At 61.9% G+C, this 17,611-nt stretch carries 10 protein-coding genes; 2 read left to right on the top strand and 8 right to left on the bottom strand.

All coding sequences use genetic code 11. The features are described 5' to 3' along the window. Positions 1 to 318 precede the first annotated feature (318 nt). Together K0H48_RS00615 and K0H48_RS00610 are read right to left on the bottom strand one after the other, a co-directional pair. Positions 319 to 2,595 (bottom strand): ATP-dependent DNA helicase, encoded by a 2,277-nt coding sequence (locus K0H48_RS00615; protein ID WP_219265753.1) that lies wholly within the window; start codon positions 2,593 to 2,595, stop codon positions 319 to 321. Further along, entirely contained in the window at positions 2,592 to 4,235 is a 1,644-nt protein-coding gene (locus tag K0H48_RS00610) for a VRR-NUC domain-containing protein (protein WP_219265752.1), read from the bottom strand. The genes K0H48_RS00615 and K0H48_RS00610 overlap by 4 nt, the downstream gene beginning before the upstream one ends. Before the next feature lie 200 nt (positions 4,236 to 4,435). Between K0H48_RS00610 and K0H48_RS00605 the strand changes: the two genes are divergently transcribed. Both K0H48_RS00605 and K0H48_RS00600 read left to right on the top strand, forming a co-directional pair. Beyond that, positions 4,436 to 4,660, top strand: a complete 225-nt coding sequence (locus K0H48_RS00605) for a YgdI/YgdR family lipoprotein (RefSeq protein ID WP_219265746.1) — start codon at positions 4,436 to 4,438, stop codon at positions 4,658 to 4,660. A gap of 313 nt (positions 4,661 to 4,973) precedes the next feature. Continuing rightward, positions 4,974 to 5,234, top strand: a complete 261-nt coding sequence (locus K0H48_RS00600; protein ID WP_257626796.1) for a hypothetical protein — start codon at positions 4,974 to 4,976, stop codon at positions 5,232 to 5,234. Here K0H48_RS00600 and K0H48_RS00595 read toward each other — a convergent pair whose 3' ends face one another. The 6 genes from K0H48_RS00595 to K0H48_RS00570 all read right to left on the bottom strand — a co-directional run bounded on the left by K0H48_RS00595 (position 5,235) and on the right by K0H48_RS00570 (position 17,562). Beyond that, the gene (locus tag K0H48_RS00595; protein WP_200432673.1) at positions 5,235 to 6,665 is read right to left on the bottom strand and encodes a lipase; all 1,431 of its coding nucleotides are present in this window, start codon (positions 6,663 to 6,665) and stop codon (positions 5,235 to 5,237) included. A gap of 229 nt (positions 6,666 to 6,894) precedes the next feature. Then, positions 6,895 to 10,002: an autotransporter serine protease gene (locus K0H48_RS00590; RefSeq protein ID WP_219265742.1), complete on the bottom strand. Its 3,108-nt coding sequence runs from the start codon at positions 10,000 to 10,002 to the stop codon at positions 6,895 to 6,897. 167 nt (positions 10,003 to 10,169) lie between these two features. Next, positions 10,170 to 13,127 (bottom strand): autotransporter serine protease, encoded by a 2,958-nt coding sequence (locus tag K0H48_RS00585; RefSeq protein ID WP_219265740.1) that lies wholly within the window; start codon positions 13,125 to 13,127, stop codon positions 10,170 to 10,172. A gap of 30 nt (positions 13,128 to 13,157) precedes the next feature. Continuing rightward, a complete protein-coding gene (locus tag K0H48_RS00580) occupies positions 13,158 to 14,492 on the bottom strand; it encodes a TolC family outer membrane protein (RefSeq protein WP_219265738.1) in 1,335 nt (444 codons plus the stop codon). A 2-nt stretch (positions 14,493 to 14,494) separates the two neighbouring features. Next, positions 14,495 to 15,808, bottom strand: coding sequence for an HlyD family type I secretion periplasmic adaptor subunit (locus tag K0H48_RS00575; RefSeq protein ID WP_219265736.1), 1,314 nt, complete (start codon positions 15,806 to 15,808; stop codon positions 14,495 to 14,497). Then, a complete protein-coding gene (locus tag K0H48_RS00570; RefSeq protein ID WP_219265735.1) occupies positions 15,805 to 17,562 on the bottom strand; it encodes a type I secretion system permease/ATPase in 1,758 nt (585 codons plus the stop codon). Before K0H48_RS00570 ends, K0H48_RS00575 begins: the two co-directional genes overlap by 4 nt. Between the last annotated feature and the right edge of the window lie 49 nt (positions 17,563 to 17,611).

Genomic DNA, 17,611 nt, shown 5'->3' with positions numbered 1-17,611 from the left:
TGCAACGCGGTCTAAATGTGGGAGCGGGCTTGCTCGCGAATGCGGTGGGTCAGTGACAGATGAATTGACTGATACACCGCATTCGCGAGCAAGCCCGCTCCCACAGTTGACCGCATGCAGTTTTGAATATGAAATCGGCTGCGGATTTGCATGCACTGAAAAGCTGCTTTTCTGTGGGAGCTGGCTTGTCGGGTCGCCGCATCGCTGCGATGCAGACACCTCGGTACATCAGGTACACCGAGTTGATGGTGTTCTCCAGCCCTTACATCCTTTCTTTGCAGAAGTGACGCGCCATCAGGGCGCAGCCCTAAGCCGCCGTTACCCAACTAACGGATACGCACCCCGCCCAATCGCCCACCAGCGCGGCAACAACTGCCGCACACGGGCCTCGCCAAAGCGGTCGTCGATCAACATCACCACGCCTCGGTCCTGCTGGCTGCGGATCACCCTGCCGGCTGCCTGCACAACCTTCTGGATACCCGGATACAAATAGGTGTAGTCGTAACCTGCGCCAAAAATCGCGCCCATGCGCGCTTTCATTTGTTCGTTGACTGGGTTCAGTTGCGGCAAGCCCAGTGTGGCGATAAACGCGCCGATCAAGCGCGTGCCGGGCAAATCGATGCCTTCGCCAAACGCGCCGCCCAGTACGGCAAAGCCGATGCCCTGACTGTGCTGGGTGAACTGGTCAAGAAACCCTTGGCGCTCGGCTTCGGCCATGCCGCGTGACTGCAACCACAACGCGATCTGCGGGTGCCGCTCGGCCATCAACTGCGCCACTTGTTGCAGGTAATCAAAACTTGAGAAAAACGCCAGGTAGTTGCCAGGTTGCAGCGCAAATTGCTCGGCGAGCAACTCGACAATCGGCTCCAGAGAGGCTTGGCGATGCACAAAACGCGTGGAGATCGCGTCGACGATGCGCACTTGCAGTTGCTCGGCCTGGAACGGCGACTCCACATCGATCCACGCGGTATCGGCAGGCAAGCCGAGCAAGTCGGCGTAATAGTGGCGCGGGCTCAGGGTCGCGGAGAACAGCACACTGCTGCGCGCCGCGGTCAGCCTGGGGCGGATGAATTCGGCAGGCACCACGTTGCGCAGGCACAGGGTCGAGGCGCTGCGTTTGCCGAACTGGCGCTTGCTGATATCAAAGATGAAGTGTTCATTGAACAGCTCCGCCACCTTGGCAAACTGCAACGCCTCGAAATAGAAGGCTTGCAGGTCGCCGCTGAGGGCTTCGGGGTGGTCGTTGAAGTAATCACCCATGGCGCTGGTGCACAGGCTCAACGCCTGGAGCAGCTTGTCGGGTCTGCTGGCGTAAGCCTGGTACGGCGCGACCTGGTCCTTATGCACGGCGTTCCATTCGCGGTTCAGGCGCTGCAACGGTTTTTTCAGCGGCTCCGGCGCACTGTCGCGCAGGGTCTTGAGGCTGTACTGGTCGAGGCTGGCGCTGTACATCGAGCGGGCACGCTCCACCAGGTTGTGGGCTTCGTCCACCAGCACCGCCGCGCGCCATTGGTTCAACTGGGCCAGGCCGAACAGCATGGCGCCGAAGTCGAAGTAGTAGTTGTAGTCGGCGACCACCAGGTCAGCCCAGCGCGCCATTTCCTGGCTCAGGTAATACGGGCAGACGTCATGGGCCAACGCCACCTCGCGCAGGTTGCGCTGGTCGAGCAGGCGTACCTTGGATGCCGCCACGCGTGCCGCCGGCAGACGGTCGTAAAAGCCCTTGGCCAACGGGCAGGAATCACCGTGGCAGGCTTTGTCCAGGTGCTCGCAGGCCTTGTCACGCGCCACCAGTTCGAGCACCCGCAGCGGCAAGTCGGGGCTGCTGACGTAGAGCACTTGCGCGGCGTCGAGCGCCAATTTGCGGCCGGGCGTCTTGGCGGTGAGGAAAAACACCTTGTCCAGCTGCTGCGGCGCCAGCGCCTTGAGCAGCGGGAAGATCGTGCCGACGGTCTTGCCAATGCCGGTGGGCGCCTGGGCCATCAGGCAGCGGCCGGTGCTGACGGCCTTATAGACCGACTCGGCCAATGCACGCTGGCCAGTGCGAAACGCGGCATGGGGAAACGCCAGCGCTTTCGCTGCGTGGTTGCGCGCCTCGCGGTGCTGCATTTCCTGGCGTGCCCAGTCGAGGAACAACGCACATTGCTGGTTGAAGAACTGCTCAAGGTCGGCCGCTTGAAAGCGTTGGTTCAGCAGGGTTTCGCCTTCACCGACAATATCAAAGTACACCAGCGCCAGGTCGATCTCTTGCAGGCCAAGCTTCTGGCACATCAGCCAGCCGTACACCTTGACCTGCGCCCAATGCAATTGGCGATGGTTGGCGGGTTGGGCATCCAGGTCGCCGCGATAGGTCTTCACCTCTTCCAAGCGGTTGCTGTCCGGGTCGTAGCCGTCTGCCCTGCCCCGCACTTTGAGCTGCTGGTATTCGCCTTCCAGCGCCACTTCATTCTGGTAATGGGCGCTGCGGCGCGAGGCCACCGTACGATGGCCGATAATGCCTTCCTGGGCGCTGGGCGACGGCGTAAAGCGCAGGTCCAGATCACCGACCTTGGCCGTGAACTCGCACAGCGCGCGCACCGCAACGTTGTAGCTCAAGCGCTTTGCGCCCAGCGCACATAACAGACGGTGACCGGCATCTGGTACTCGCCGCAGAACTCCAGCCAGCGCAGTTGGTTATCCTGCAAGCGGTCACCGGGGCCTTTGACTTCGATCATGCGGTAGGTCTTTTGCGCCGGCCAGAACTGGATCAGGTCCGGCATGCCGGCGCGGTTGGCGCGGATATCCAGCAGCAGGCGTTCAAACCAGTAGAGCAGGTGGTCGGCCGGCAGGCACGTCAGGGCTTGCTCCAGCAGTTCTTCGCTGAGCAGGTTCCAAAACACGAACGGCGACTGGATGCCCCATTTGTCCACGTAGCGTTGGCGGATGGTGGTTTTGTAGCGTTCATCCGTAAGCTGTTCGAAGCAGGCGGCGAACAACACCGCTCGGCGTTGGTGAAAGTCCTCGCTGTGCAGGTCCACCGGCCCGCGCTGGAACGGGTGGAAAAACGAACCCGGCAGCGGCGCGAAAATCGCCTCCCAGCACAACAGCCCGAACAGCGAATTGATCAGCCCGTTTTCGACGTAATGTACCGGCGCATCCGGCTCGCTCAGGTGCGCCTGCACGCAGGATTCCACCGACATCAGCGGCGCCTGCACCAGTGCCAGGTCCAGGCGCGTGACTTCACGTGGCTTGACCTTGGGCAGCGCCGGTTCACCGAGCTTGCGCCGCAGGCGTGGCAGCACACGCAGCAAGTGTTGTTGTTCGGCAGCGCTTTGCGGTGCTTGCTGCGCCGCGCACGCCAGGGCCATGGCTTGCGCGTAATCCTCCTGGCGCTCGAGCACGCGAATCAACCGCGAGCGCGCGCCGGGATAGGCGCAATCACGGTAGATCTGCGCGGCCAATTCCAGCTCGGCACTGCGCTCGCAGTATTGGCCGATCTGGAACAGCAATTTAGCCCGACGTTTTTCCAGCCAGGGGTTATCGGTGGCCAGCAGCACGATCTGCGCCAGTACCTCGTCCAGTGCCCGCCCGGCTTCGAAGGCCTGCTGGCATTGGTGCAGAAACAGAAAACCGTGCACATCGTCACGGCTGCGCAGGCCACGGGACTCGGCGCAGAACTCGACTTTTTCGTAGGTGTAGATGCCCAGGTCAGCCAGCACGAACTCCGACCAGTCCTGGTGCAGGTTGCCGAAGAACATCAGCCGCAGACGGTCGCACAGGTCCATCACGGTGAGGCTGTAGAGCCTGTCGTTCAGCTCGGGGCACCACTGTGCAAAGCTGCGTGACTCGGTGAACTGCGTCGCCAACCCGTCCAGCCAGTCGGCCTTCTTGCCTTTGGGTTGGTCAATCCATGGCGCGAAGGCGGCGAGAATTTCGCCTTTTTGCAGCAGTGCGAACAGCTCATCAAAACTCAACGGGCCTTGCTGATCGACCCAGCCCTGCTGCACCAGTGCCAGCGCCGCCGTGTGGGTGCAGCCAATTTCGAGGTAATTGAGTTTGCTCCCACGAAAATGCACACCTTTGCGCATCACCATGCGCACCAATAACGCCTGGGACGACTGCGGCAACCTGTCAAATTGCTGAATAAACTGCATTTCGTCCGGGTCGAGCAGATCGGCATAACGCTGCCCCAGCCACAGCAGCACTTGGCGGAAGTTATGCAGGTAATACAAGGGGTCGTCGAGTGGATTGGCCATGTCGCGCACTGATTGAATACTGGTTATGCATACAGAGTGCCGCCAGCGGCGAGCTGTTGCAATCAGTAATAGATAAATGGCCTACGCAACTTTTTGTATAAAAGTGATCAGATAGGACAGTTGATGGCGTAACATTTATGGCCCGAAGCCTTAGGCACGGGACTTTTCAGCAGGACTTTTCAGGGTTAAAGGTAAGGGTAATGAACATGAAGAATTTGGGTCTGCCGCTGGTTGCACTCACTTTTCTGCTAATGACCGGTTGCTCCACGCAAACCGTAGTGACATTGCAAAATGGCACGCAGTATTTGACCAAGGACACCCCCAAGACCAAGACAGCCGATGGGTTCTATGAATTCACCGACATCGCCGGCAAGCACATCCGCATCAAGGCGGATGACGTTGCGACGGTTCGCAGCGAAAAGTGAAAGCAATCGCCTGAACATGAAAAGCCCCGCAATGCGGGGCTTTTTGTTGGGTTGATCGTTCCCACGCTCCGCGTGGGAATGCAGCCCAGGACGCTCCGCGTCCCAAGGCGTGACGCAGAGCGTCACAAGAGGCATTCCCACGCAGAGCGTGGGAACGATCAGTACGCGTGAGGCCCGCCGAATCCGTCGCAGCGCTGCGCCGTTGATCGGTGAAGATTTATTTACCGAAGGTTTTTCGCCAACCCGGCGTTTAACCGATAAGCCGCCTTCATTTTCGAAGGTGGTAGAACGGAGAAAGACGGCCATGGCATTCATGTCCCGGACGACACGAGCGCTGTTACTCATCCCTCTAAGCCTGGCGGCACTGGCCAGTACGCCGGTGTTTGCCGACACCATCATCATTCGCCAGCCGCCGCGGGTCATCGTGGTGGCTCCCCCGCCGCCGGTTTATTACGGGCATTGGGGTTACGCCCCACGGCCTTATTACTACCCCCATCATGTTTACAGCTACGGCTATGGCTACCCCCACCGGCCGTACTATGGTGGCGGCTGGCGGGGGCAACACTGGCGTTGATCAGCCGATGCTGACGCCGTCCGCCCACAGGCCGCCGTGCCCGACGCCGACCAGGGTCACCGAGTCGGCGCCAAAGGTCAGCACCGTGTCTGCGCCGACCACTTTGGCATGGTCGCGCAGGTCGGTGCTGCCCTCCACGTTCTGGAACACCAGCTTGTCCGTGGTTTGGTAACCAATCACCCGATCATTGCCAAAATGGCCGCTGAACAGGAAGGTGTTATGCCCACTGTTGTCGCGGATCGTGTCATTGCCTTTGCCGCCTTCGATAAAGTCTGCGCCCTTGCCGCCCTGAATCAGGTCATTGCCGTCGCTGCCGATGATGAAGGTGTTGCCCTTGTGCGGTTCGGCATTGCGGTTGAGATCCTGCACCCAGGTGGTGGCGCGCGCCGGGTCGGACAGGTTGGCGACGATTACCGTGGAATCGCGGGTCATCTGGTCGTAGAAGCCGGACTCGAGGATGCGCGTCATGCCGTCGCCATAACCGGTAGGTAAATGCGAGACCCAGGTCGGCAGGTTGACGATGGAAAACGGCAGGATATTCCACAACGTCGAGGCGTAGTGGTCGTTGAAGCTGACGATATTGTCGGTGGTCGACTCGTGGGGTTTGTCGTGCACACCCAGGGACGACAAGTTGAAGGATGAGCCGTCGAGCGCGCGGAACACCGGGTCGTTTTCGTAGCCGATGTTCAGCACTTTATCGCCGGCACTCTGGGTCGGTGAGGCATAGGCCACGTAGTTGGCGTCTTTGTAGAACCCAGACCATTTATTGTTGCTTAAATCGGCCATGCTGTTGACCGCCAGGCCGCCCAGGCTGTGGCCGCTGACCACCACGTCCTTGCCGCTCAGGCCATGCGCACCGGCATAGTCAGCGACATTTTTGAGCAAACCGCCGAAGGCTTCACCCGCATAGTTCTTGGCATAATCCTTGGGGCCAAAGGCCGCCAGCAAATCACTGATCACGTCGCCGATGGAGTCCGTGATCAGGCTTTCCCGTGGCCCCGAGGTGCCACGAAAGCCGATGCCGATTTCGAGCAGTTTGCCGGCGTCATCGTACTTGCCCAGCACCTCGACCTGGGCCGTGGTGTAGCCGGCCTTTTCGCCAAAGAAGGTGCCGCGCGCATCGACCTTGCCGCCATAGCCCAGGGCACTGGCGCTGATGGGCGTCCAGCCGGCTTTTTGCACCGCCGCAAGCGCGGCTTTTTCCGAGTCTGGGTTCCAGGGAATGCCGGGAATCACACCTTGTGAATCCGTGCTGCCGAGCAGCGCACCCACCAGCGTGGCCGGCAAGCCAAGCCCCAGGCCGTTGTGCTGGTAACCCACGGCAAAGCCGTTATCCAGGTTGTGGTAGGAATACAGCGTGATCGCCATGGCATCGGCGAACAGCGTTTTGGAGCCCTCGGTGCCGAGGTTTTTATAGTCAAAGATACCCATGGTAGTGCCTCTCTGTTGTTGGATTTGTAGAGAAAGCGAAAACACGTGTGGCTATGGAGCAGCTCTATCTGATCCCCGCGATCCAAATGTGGGAGCGGCGGTGCGACGATTCGACTTGCTCGCGAATGCGGTGGTTCAGCCAATGAATCTGTTAACTGATACACCGCTTTCGCGAGCAAGCCCGCTCCCACATAAACCGGGTCCTCACTTTAAGAAGTGTCGTCCCCCTTTAGAACGCCCAGTCGAGGCTCAACCCCACCCCGTGGACCTTGTCCTTGCTGGCCAATAGGCCGTTGTAATCAAAATTCACCCGCGCATCCTTGCTCAGTGCCAGGCTGACCCGCGCACCGATCAATGCGGCATCGCGCACCATCGGCGCACTTTCCACCGCAAACGCCGGGCCGCCCGAGGCAAACGCCAGGTGCTGCTCGGAATCGGTGCTGCTCAGGTTGTGCTGCCAGCCGAGGGTGCCGGACACTTCCAGCTGCTGGTGATCATTCACATTGAAGGTTTTCAAGGCGCGTACGCCCAGGGTGCTCAGCACCACATCGCGGGTGTCGTCATGGCCTTTGAGCGCGGCGGCGTCACCCTTTTCGGTAAAGCCGTCGGTATCCAGGTGCACATAGGCCAGGTTGGCGAATGGCTCCAGGGCTAACGGTTGCAGGTTGACGCGGTAAGCCGCTTCACCGAACACCTGGGTGCTGCTCGCGTCGACTTTGACCTTCTGCTTGCCGGCCACATCACCGTATTGCAGGTCACGCTTTACATCGGCGCGATGCCAGCTGTAGGTCGCCCCACCGCTCAGGCGCAAGGCACCGATCTCATGCCCGGCATAGGCACCGAAGTGGTAGCTGTCGACCGAGGCACGGGAATGGGTGTCGTTGCCCATGTTCAACGAGGTGTCGCTGTAGCCGGCGACCAGACCAATACGCGTCGACTCATCCAGCGCGCCATCCACACCGGCGAGCATGCCGCCCAGCGAGGTGGTGTAGCCCGCAGTGTCGCTGCGGCTGTCGGTCTTGCCCCACGCGCCCAAAGCCTTGACCCAGACGTTGCCACGGCTGTCGATGGTGTCGCTGCTGGCGCCCATCTCGCCATTGCGCAGGCGTTCGCCGACGGCTTCGCGCACGTAACGGCTGTCGTTGATCAACGCACTTTGCAGCGCCGGGTAGATTTCGCCGGAGAGCTGCTGGAACGCACCTTGGGCCGAGGCCGCATTCGGCGCCAGCAACAGGCTTTCATACACCGCATTGCCGGCGCCCAACTGGTCCGCCGCCGCCGCGACCGCACGCTGGTTCGGCGTGACCGCCACACTGGCGAAGCTGTTGGTGCGTGCCACGTCCAGCTGCACGCCGTTGGCGGCATAGTTGAGGGTGCCGCCGATAAACAGGTAGTTCGGCAATACCGCGCCGAAGGTTCCGGTCACGCCGCCTGCGGCTTGCAGGATGTTGTACTGGCGGCCGATCAGGCTTTGCGCCTGGGCGTTAGTGAGCAACGTCGGGCTGTTTTCCAGGGCCAGGGTCACGGTGCCGCCATTGAGCGTGGCGGTGCCGCCGGCCACAATGCGGTCGCTGCTGGTGGGCGACAGCTCCACCGCGTAGGTCGAACCCGCATCAAAGGTGACATTACCTGCCACATTCAAGGTGCCGATGGAGTTACCCGGCGCCACGGTGCCGCCGCTTTTGGCGGTCAACGAGCCGATACGGCCCGAGCCTCCGACCACACCAGCCTGGCTGACGGTGACGTCGGACGTGACCGAACCATTAATCGCCAGCAAGCCCTGGTTGACCAAAGTCGGCCCGCTGTAGGTGTTAGCGCCGCTCAGCACCAGCGTGCCGATACCCTGCTTGGTCAGGCCGCCATGGCCGGAGATGTCATTGCTCCACACATCCAGGCCGCAATGCACATCGGTGCACAGGCGCTGGGTCGGTTTACCGGCATCCACCACCGCACCAATGCCTGGCAGGTCGGCGACAAACTGGCTGCTGCCATAGGCGCCGTCGATACGGAACTCAGCGGGAATATCTTCGGCAGTGACGAACATCCCTGGCCCGTTGACGGCTTTGCCCAGGTTGATCATGCCCCAGCCATACAAGGAGTCGATGCCCGGCGCGCCAAGGTCGGTGGCGGTGGTTTTAAGCACGGTGGCGACCTGCTCGCCGCTCATGTAGGGGAAGCGCTCCATCAGCACTGCCGCTGCGCCGGCCACATGGGGTGCTGCCATGGAGGTGCCGTTTTTGTTGGCCCAGTCGCTGGTCAGGTTGCTCAGGTCGGTGCCGTTGATGATCGAACTGAAGATCTTGGTACCGGGTGCCGACACACAGAAGCTCGCCGCATAACCGCAGCGCGACGAGAAGGTGCTGATCACATATGGGTTGGCACTCGCGGTGTCCGGGTTTTGCTGCAAGGCGGCTACCGACAGCCAGTTCGGCGCGATCTCCGGCACAAAGTACGCCAGGCCCGACATCGCGTCCGGGTTGTTGCGGTTGTAGTCGTTACCGGCGGCAAAGATGGTCAGCACGCCGCTGCGGGCGGCATCGATTGCGCCTTGGTAGGCGCCACCGGCAATCGTGCCGAGAATCGGCCGGATGTTGTTGAACTGCGCCTGGGCTTCATTGACCGTGAAGTTGGGGAACGCCGGATCGCGGCCGCCCTTGGCGTATTGATCGCCAATGCCGATACCCCAGCTGTTGTTGATGATGCGTGCGCCGCTGGCCACCAATCCATCCCAACCGGCCTTGTACACAGCACCGTCGTTGCCGAGGATGATCCCGTCTTCCGGGCCTGGGTCGCCGTTTTCGGCGCTGAGGATTTGCGCATTGAAGGCCACGCCGTGCATCGGCCCGCCGTCACGGTTACCGGCGGCAATCCCGCCGACGTGGGTGCCGTGGTTACCCAGCTTGCCGTTGGAGTCCTTGGACGGCGTACCGTCATAACGGAACGCATCGCCGGCCTTCACCGGAATATACGGGTCGGTGTATTGGCGGATGCCTTCGGTGACTATTGTCACCACCTTGTTGGGGCTGGCGAATTCCGGGTGTTGCGCATACACCGGCTGGTCAAAGATGCCCAGCTTGACGCCTTTGCCGGTGTAGCCGGCGGCATACGCGGTGTCTGAATGGATGGCGCCCAGCCCCCAATCGGCCTTGAACTCGTTGCTGCGCCAACTGGCGGCATCGCCCAGTTTGCCGGTTTCTACATAGGGTGCGGCCTGGGCGGTCCCCAGACTTGCCAGGCAGCACAGCAACGCGCCGTATGGCACGCAGCTCAAAGCCTTGAGCGGGTAGCCCGGGCCTGTGTGAGTGGCGGTATTTAACCCTGGTTTGCGTTTGTTCACGGTGACCTTCCTTAGTTTTCTTATTGCACTTTTTTGGAAATCCAACCTGATCGTTCCCACGCTCTGCGTGGGAATGCAGCCCCGGACGCTCTGCGTCCAAAGCGTGACGCAGAGCGTCACAAGAGGCATTCCCACGCGGAGCGTGGGAACGATCGACTGCGGTGTGTTTAGAACTGCCAGTTAAGGCTCAGCCCCACGCCTTGGGTTTTCTCACGCCCACCCAACTGGCCGTTGTAATCCAGGTTGACCCGCGTGGCCTTGCTCAGCGCCAGGCTGGCCTGCACACCGACCAGCGCGGCATCACGTAACAACGGCGAACTGCGCACGGCAAACGACGGCCCGCCGGCGACAAACGCCAAGTGTTCTTCGGATTCCACCGCCGTCAGGCTGTGCTGCCAGCCCAACGAGCCGGACAGTTCCAGCTGCTGATGGTCATTGAGCGCCAGGGTTTTCAAGGCACGCAGCCCGAGGGTGCTGAGCACCGCATCGCGCCGATCGCTGCCACGCTCAAGCGCAGCCGCAGCGCCTTTTTCATGGAACGAATCACTGTCCAGGTGCACATAAGCCAGGTTGGCGAACGGCTCCAGCGCCAGCGGTTGCAGGTGAATGCGGTACGCCGCTTCAGTGAACAACTGCGCCGTGCGTGCATCCAGCTTGGTCTTTTGCTTGCCGCTGACTTCGCCGTATTGCAGGTCACGCTTTACGTCGCCGCGATGCCAGCTGTAGGCGCCGCCCACGCTGACGCGCCAGTCGTCCAGTTCACGCCCGGCGTAAGCGCCGAAGTGGTAACTGTCGATGGACGCCGATGAATGCGTGCCACTGCCCATGTTCAGCGAGCTGTCGCTGTAGCCGGCCACCACACCGACGCGGGTCTGTTCGTCCAGCGCGCCGTCCACACCGGCGAGCAAACCGCCAATCGAGGTGGTCGAGCCTGCGGTTTCGCTGCGGCTGTCGGTCTTGCCCCAGGCGCCAAGCGCCTTGAGCCACAGGTTGCTTTCGCCGCTCACCGGCACATGGCGCAGGCGTTCGCCCACGGCGTCACGCAGTTGCAGGCTGTCGTTGATCAGCATCGCGCCAATTGCCGGGTAGATCTCACCCGACAGTTGCTGCAAGCCCTGGCGGGCTGTGGCCACCGAGTCCGACTGCAACAGGCTTTCATACACCGGGTTGCCGGCGCCCAGCTGCTCGGCGGCCGCCGCAACATTGCGCTGGTTACGCGTGGCGGCAACGCTGGCGAAAGAGGCGTCGTTACGCCCCACATCCAACTGCACGCCATTGGCGGCGTAATCGAGGGTGCCGCCGAGGAACAGGTAATTTGGCAGCACTTGGCCAAACTGGCCCTGAATGCCGCCCGCCGCCTGGAGGATGGTGTATTGGCGGCCGATCAGGCTTTGCACCTGGCTCTGGCTGAGCAGTGTGGGGCTGTTTTCCAGCGCCAGGGTCACAGTGCCGCCGCCCAGCACGGCCTTGCCGCCTGCGACGATGCGGTCGCTGCTGGTGGGCGTGAGTTCCACGGCATAGGTGGAGCCCGCGCCCAGGTTTACATCACCGGCCACCTGCAAGGTGCCTACGGAATTGCCCGGTGCCACGGTGCCGCCGTTGTTGACGCTCAAGGCGCCGATGCGCCCGGAACCGCCGAGGGTGCCGCTGTTGTTGACGGTCACCGCCGAGGTCAGCGAGCCGTTGACTGCCAGCAGGCCGCCATTCACGCTGGTTGCACCGCGATACGTGCTGTCGCCGCTGAGCACCAGGCTGCCGGCGCCGGATTTGATCAGGCTGCCTTCATACACGCGGTTGGCTGCGGCCTGATCACGGGCAGTGCCAACGGCGTAATCGGTCTGGTCCTGCTGGCTGGCAGTCGCGCCCACGCCGTTCTGCCAGCCCTTGTCGATCAGGGTTTGCTGCCAGGCGCTGTGCTCGGTGCGGTCTTCGGCCTGGCGCTGAACCAAGGCCTGGTCAGAGATGCCGTTGCTCCATACATCGCCCTGCCCGGCCGCCAAGTTGACGTTCATTGCGCCGAGCAATTGCCCCGGCCCGTGCATCGCTCGGCCGAGGTCCGGCACGCCCCAGCCGACGATGGTATTCGGTGCTTGAGTGACAGAACCGTCGAGCTGCGTGGCGGTGGTCAACAGCACCTGCAACGCCTGCTCATTGGTCATGTACGGGTAGCGCTCCATCACCAGCGCCAGCGCGCCGGTGGCATGCGGTGCCGACATCGAGGTGCCGGACTTGACCCCATAACCGCCGTCGGGAATGGTGCTGTTGATCAGCGCGCCGGGCGTGGAGATACACCAGTACTTGGCAATCCCGCACTTGTTGTATTTCTGGTTATTGGCTTTATCCAGGCCGGAGACCGCCAGCCAATGGCCTTCCAGTTCCGGCTGGAAATACGGCAAGGCCGAGCGCACGCTGGCATTCGCATAGCCGCTGTTGCCGGCGCTGAACACGTTGATCACCCCGGCTTTGGCCACGTCCGCGGCAGCATCCAGCCAAGTGCCCTGGTTGTAATGCTGGGCATAGGCCGCATGCAGGTCGCCGAGAGTCTGGTAGCTGACATCCTTGGGCTGGCTGCCCCAGCTGTTGTTAATGGCGCGCACGCCGGAATCCACCAGCGCGGTGTACACCGCCTTGAAATACTTGGGGTCCGGGGTCGGGCCAAACAGGAAGCTGTCGTTGGCGTTGGTATTGCCCACGTAGATTTGCGCGTTGTACGCCACGCCATGCATGCCCACGCCATCACGGGCCGCACCCATGGTGCCGGTGACATGGGTGCCGTGGGAGTCATTGTTGGGGTTGAGTGCGCCGGTGGTGCTGAACGGTTTGCCATCGACGTAGGTGCCGCTGGCGCTGACCGCGTGGTAGCGGTCCTTGGAGGCTTCGGGGTGGTTGGGATCAAAGCCCGAGTCCAGCGCGCCGACTTTGACCCCGTTGCCGGTGATGCCGGCCGCATAGGCTTCATCCGCCTTCATGCGCCCCAGGCCCCAGTCACTCTGGAATTCGGCGGAGCGCCAACTGGCGGGGTTACCCGCTTGGCCGTTTTCGGTATAGGCCGCCTGCGCCGCAACGGACAACAGGAGTAACGAGCCTGCGGTAAACGGTTTGAAACGTGGTGAATGGGTGATCATCTAACCCCTCCTTATTTTTCTTATGGATGCTCATTTCACCGGGCCGAAGGCCTCATCAACTTTCGCCAGGTCGGTGTCACGCAAGTTGCCCGCGTAGTAGTGCAATTTGGTCCAGGCCATCAAATAGTCGTAACGCGCCTGGGCCAGGTCGCGACGGGTGCTGTACAGCTGCTGCTCGGCGTTCAGCGCATCCAGGTTGACACGCTCACCGCCGAGGATGCTTTGCTTGGTTGACACCACCAGCGCTTCGGCCGAGGTCAGGGCCTTTTGGTACGCACGCAATTTGCTCACGCCCGACAGGCACGCACTGAACTGGCGGCGCAGTTCGATCAGGGTTTCGCGGGTCTTGCCTTCCAGCTCGTACTCGGCCTGTTCCATGCCACGGCTGGCCTGGCGGGTGGAGGCAGAGATGCCGCCGCCGGCATACAGCGGCAGGCTGACTTCGACGCCGATGGTGTTGGTGTCGTAGCGCTGGTTGTAGGTGTTGCCGCTGTCGGACTCCTGTTTGCGTGAGCTGGCATACGCGGTGATCTTGGGCAAATGCCCGGCGCGGTTGCGCTCCACTTCATAACGCGCGACTTCCACGGCCTGGCGTTGCGACGCCAGCGTGGGGTTATTGCTCAGCGCCAGTTCATGCCAGGTGTCGTAGTTGGCCGGGGTCAGGGTGAAGGCGGCGAAGCTCTGGTTCAGCGGCGCCAGGTCGTGGATGTCGACGCTTTGCACGCCGATCAACGCGCCCAGTTCACGCAAGGACGCGTCCTGCTCGTCCAGTGCCTGAATCTCTTCGGCGGTGGCCAGCTCATAGCGCGACTCGGCTTCGAGAATGTCGGTGCGCGTGCCTTCGCCCTGTTGAAACAGGTGCTGGTTCTGCTGGAACTGCTGCTCGTAGGCCTTTTTCTTGGCGCGGGCAATGTCGATCTGGTCCTGGGCGAACAGCGCCTGGGTGTAATAGCTCAACACCCGCACCAGCAACGCCTGGCTCTTGTCGCGAAAGCTTTCATCGGCAAACAGCGCCTGGGCCACGCCCTTGCGGTAGTTGGCATAGGCCTCATAGTCGAACAAGGGTTGTTGCAGGCTGAAGGTCGAGCCATAGCTGTTGTAGTTGCGGTCGTCGCGGTAACTGCCGCCGCGCCCGTCCGGCAGGTGCGCTTCGGAGTTGTTGCGGCCCTTGTTGTAGTTGTACGACAGGCGCGGCAACAGCCCGGCACGGCCGATGGTGCGGTTTTCCAGGCCGGCGTCGCGCTCCTTGATCGCGCCGAGGAACACCGGGTCGTTACGCAATGCCTGCTCGTACACATCAAACGGGCCCATGGCGGCGTGGGCAGTGGTGCAGCTCAGCAATAAGGTGATGAACACAACGCGCATGCTCATTCCTCAGTCAACGCAGAACCGGCGCGATCGAGCAGCGGCTTGAACAGGTAATTGAGCAGCGAGCGTTCGCCGGTGCGCACAAACATCTCGGCGGGCATGCCTGGCTTGATCACCAGACCGTGGAGTTTTTCCAATGCAGCCTCGCTGACCGTGGTGCGCAGTACGTAGTAAGGCTGGCCGGTCTTTTCATCGAGCATCTGGTCGGCCGAGATCAGGCTGACTTCGCCCGGTACGCGCGGGGTGCGACTCTGGTTGAAGGCGGTGAACAGGATGTCGACCGGCAAATGCGTGCCCACCTTGTCGACCAGGTGCACCGGTAAATGCCCTTCCACTTCCAGGCGCGTGCCTTGGGGCACGATCTCCAGCAGGGTTTCACCGGCGCGCACCACGGCGCCTTCGGTGTGCACACTGAGGTTGACCGCGATGCCATCGGCCGGCGCATTGATTTCGCTGTGTTGCAAGTCAAAACCGGCCGACGTGAGCTGTTGCTCCAGGGTCAGGCTGCGCAGTTGTGCGTCGGCCAACTGGCTGCGAACTTCTTTCTGATATTCCTCACTGTGCTGCTGCAACTTGAGGCGCGACTCGAGAATGCCCTGCTCCACTCGACCACTTTCGCCGCTGTTCTGCGCCAGGTCCTGTTGCACCTGGGACAGTTGGCGCTGGTAGTCCAGCAAGCGGTTGCGCGGGATATAACCGTTGTCGGCCAGCGGTTGCAGATTAGCCAACTGATCACGCAGGGATTGCGCCTGGGCGGACAGGTCGGTGCGCGCACGGCGCATGCCACTCAGTTGCGAGGTGGCGCCATCGATGTTGGCGCGGATCCCGGCCTGCTCGCGGGCAAAGGCTTCGCGGCGGCTGCTGAACAGCTGGCGTTGGCCTTCCAGCACCAACGCCAAAGCCGGGTCGGGGTTGGCGCTCAGCTCAGCGGGAAAGGTAATCGTTGCCTGGTTGTCACGCTCGCTCTGCCAGCGTGCCACGCTGGCCCAGGCCATGCGGTACTGGGCTTGCAGCGATTGCACGTCGGCCTGGTTCTGGGTCTGGTCGAGACGAAACAGCGGCTGGCCCTGTTTGACCAGTTCGCCCTCCTTCACCAGGATGCGGCTGACCACGCCGGGGCTGAAGGTTTGCACGGCCTTGCGCTTGCCCGACACCACCACGGTGCCCTGCACGGGAATGCCTTGGTCCAATGGCGCAAGGCTGGCCCAGAGGAAAAACCCACCGGCGCCGACAACCGTCAGCAACCAGCCCATTTTCACGAAAAAACCGGCGTCACGCTCTTTGAAACGGGGCTCTACAGTAAGGCTGCTCATGCGCCTGGATTCCTTCCGGTCTGGTACTGACGGCTAAGGCTCACACCGGCCTTTTCCCGTGGCGCTTCCTGCTGTTGCTGGCCCGACAACGCGCGCAGCACTTCCTGGCTGGGGCCGAAGGCCTGCAATTGGCCTTCGCTGAGCACCAGCAACTTGTCGGCCTGGGCCAACGCCGAGGAACGGTGTGTGACCAGCACCACGCTGCTGCCCTGGGCTTTCATCTGCACGATGGCGCTGGCCAACGCGGCCTCGCCCACGGTGTCGAGGTTGGAGTTGGGTTCATCCAGCACGATCAGACGCGGCGCGCCATACAGCGCACGCGCCAGGGCCACGCGCTGTTTCTGCCCGCCGGAAAGGCCGCCGCCGTTGTCGCCCAGTACCGTGTCGTAGCCCTGGGGCAAGCGCAGGATCAGTTCATGCACACCGGCCTGTTGCGCCGCTTTCACCACCAGCTCGGGGTCGGCTTCACAAAAGCGCGCAATGTTGTCGGCGATGCTGCCGCTGAACAGTTCGATGTCCTGAGGCAAATAGCCGATATGCGGGCCGAGGTCGTCGCGGTTCCAGCGATGGATATCCGCACCGTCCAGGCGCACGGTGCCAGCCAGGGTCGGCCACACGCCAACCAGCACGCGGGCCAGGGTCGACTTGCCCGAACCCGAGGCACCGAGCACGCCCAGCACTTCACCGGCACCGAGGCTGAAACTGACCTGCTGCAGGGTTGCCATGCGCCGCCCGGGCGGGCCGGCGCTGACGTGTTCGAAACTCACCTGGCCCTTGGGCGCCGGCAAGCTCATTGGCTCGGCTTCGGGCGGGAATTCACGCAGCAGGTCGTCAAGGCGCTGGTACGCCAGCTTGGCCGAACTCCACTGCTTCCACACCGCAATCAATTGGTCGATAGGGCTGAGCACGCGGCCCATCAGGATGGACCCGGCGATCATCATGCCGGCGGTCATCTCGCCCTTGATCACCAGAAAGGCGCCCAGGCCCAGCACCAGGGATTGCAGGCACAGGCGCAGGGATTTGCTCAGCGAGGTAATCACTGAGCCGGTGTCGCTGGCCCGATTCTGAAACCCGAGGAACTGCGAGTGCACCGCAAACCAGCGTTTGCGCAACGCGCCGAGCATGCCCATGGCCTGAATGGTCTCGGCGTTGTGCAAGTGGCTGGTGGCCAACTGGGTCGACTGCTGGGAAAAGGCCCCCGCCTCGCCCAGTGGTTTTTTGGTCAGGTATTCATTCAGGCACGCCAGTGCGATCAACAGCACAGCGCCCGCCGTGGCCAACACGCCCAGCCACACATTGAACAGGAAAATCACAAACAGGTAGATGGGAAACCACGGCGCATCGAAGAACGCAAACAGCGCCGGCCCGGTGATGAATTGGCGGATCACGGTCAAATCGCCCAGCGATTGCCCGGCATGCCCCTGGCCGCGTTGCAGGTTGCGTTCAAACGCGGCTTTGTATACCCGCAAGTTGAAGCGCCGTTCCAACTGGCTGCCGATGCGTATCACGACAAAACTGCGCAGCACTTCCAGTGTGCCGATAAAGACAAAGAAGCCCACGACCATCAGCGTCAACATCACCAGGGTGGTTTCATTCTGGGAGGACAACACACGGTCGTATACTTGCAGCATGTAAATCGACGGCACCAGCATCAACAGGTTAATCAGCGCGGTAAAGCAGCCGATGCTGATCAAAATACTCTTGTATTCACCCAACGCCCTGAATAAGGGCGCAACCACATGGGACTTCGCCATAGTGTCTGATCTTCCCCAAAGCAAACGACGCGCAATAGTTGCCCCTGCC

It is taken from the genome of Pseudomonas sp. Xaverov 259 (assembly GCF_019352915.1).
GTDB lineage: Bacteria > Pseudomonadota > Gammaproteobacteria > Pseudomonadales > Pseudomonadaceae > Aquipseudomonas.
Note: the sequence above shows the minus strand (reverse complement) of the source record. Positions and strands in the feature narration are given on the sequence as shown.

Bases quoted from the DNA above. Each gene is read 5' to 3' on its own strand.
- K0H48_RS00610 (WP_219265752.1), bottom strand. From the start codon at position 4,235: ATGGCCAATCCACTCGACGACCCCTTGTATTACCTGCATAACTTCCGC.
- K0H48_RS00595 (WP_200432673.1), bottom strand. From the start codon at position 6,665: ATGGGTATCTTTGACTATAAAAACCTCGGCACCGAGGGCTCCAAAACG.
- K0H48_RS00605 (WP_219265746.1), top strand. From the start codon at position 4,436: ATGAACATGAAGAATTTGGGTCTGCCGCTGGTTGCACTCACTTTTCTG.
- K0H48_RS00600 (WP_257626796.1), top strand. From the start codon at position 4,974: ATGTCCCGGACGACACGAGCGCTGTTACTCATCCCTCTAAGCCTGGCG.
- K0H48_RS00575 (WP_219265736.1), bottom strand. From the start codon at position 15,808: ATGAGCAGCCTTACTGTAGAGCCCCGTTTCAAAGAGCGTGACGCCGGT.
- K0H48_RS00585 (WP_219265740.1), bottom strand. From the start codon at position 13,127: ATGATCACCCATTCACCACGTTTCAAACCGTTTACCGCAGGCTCGTTA.
- K0H48_RS00580 (WP_219265738.1), bottom strand. From the start codon at position 14,492: ATGCGCGTTGTGTTCATCACCTTATTGCTGAGCTGCACCACTGCCCAC.
- K0H48_RS00570 (WP_219265735.1), bottom strand. From the start codon at position 17,562: ATGGCGAAGTCCCATGTGGTTGCGCCCTTATTCAGGGCGTTGGGTGAA.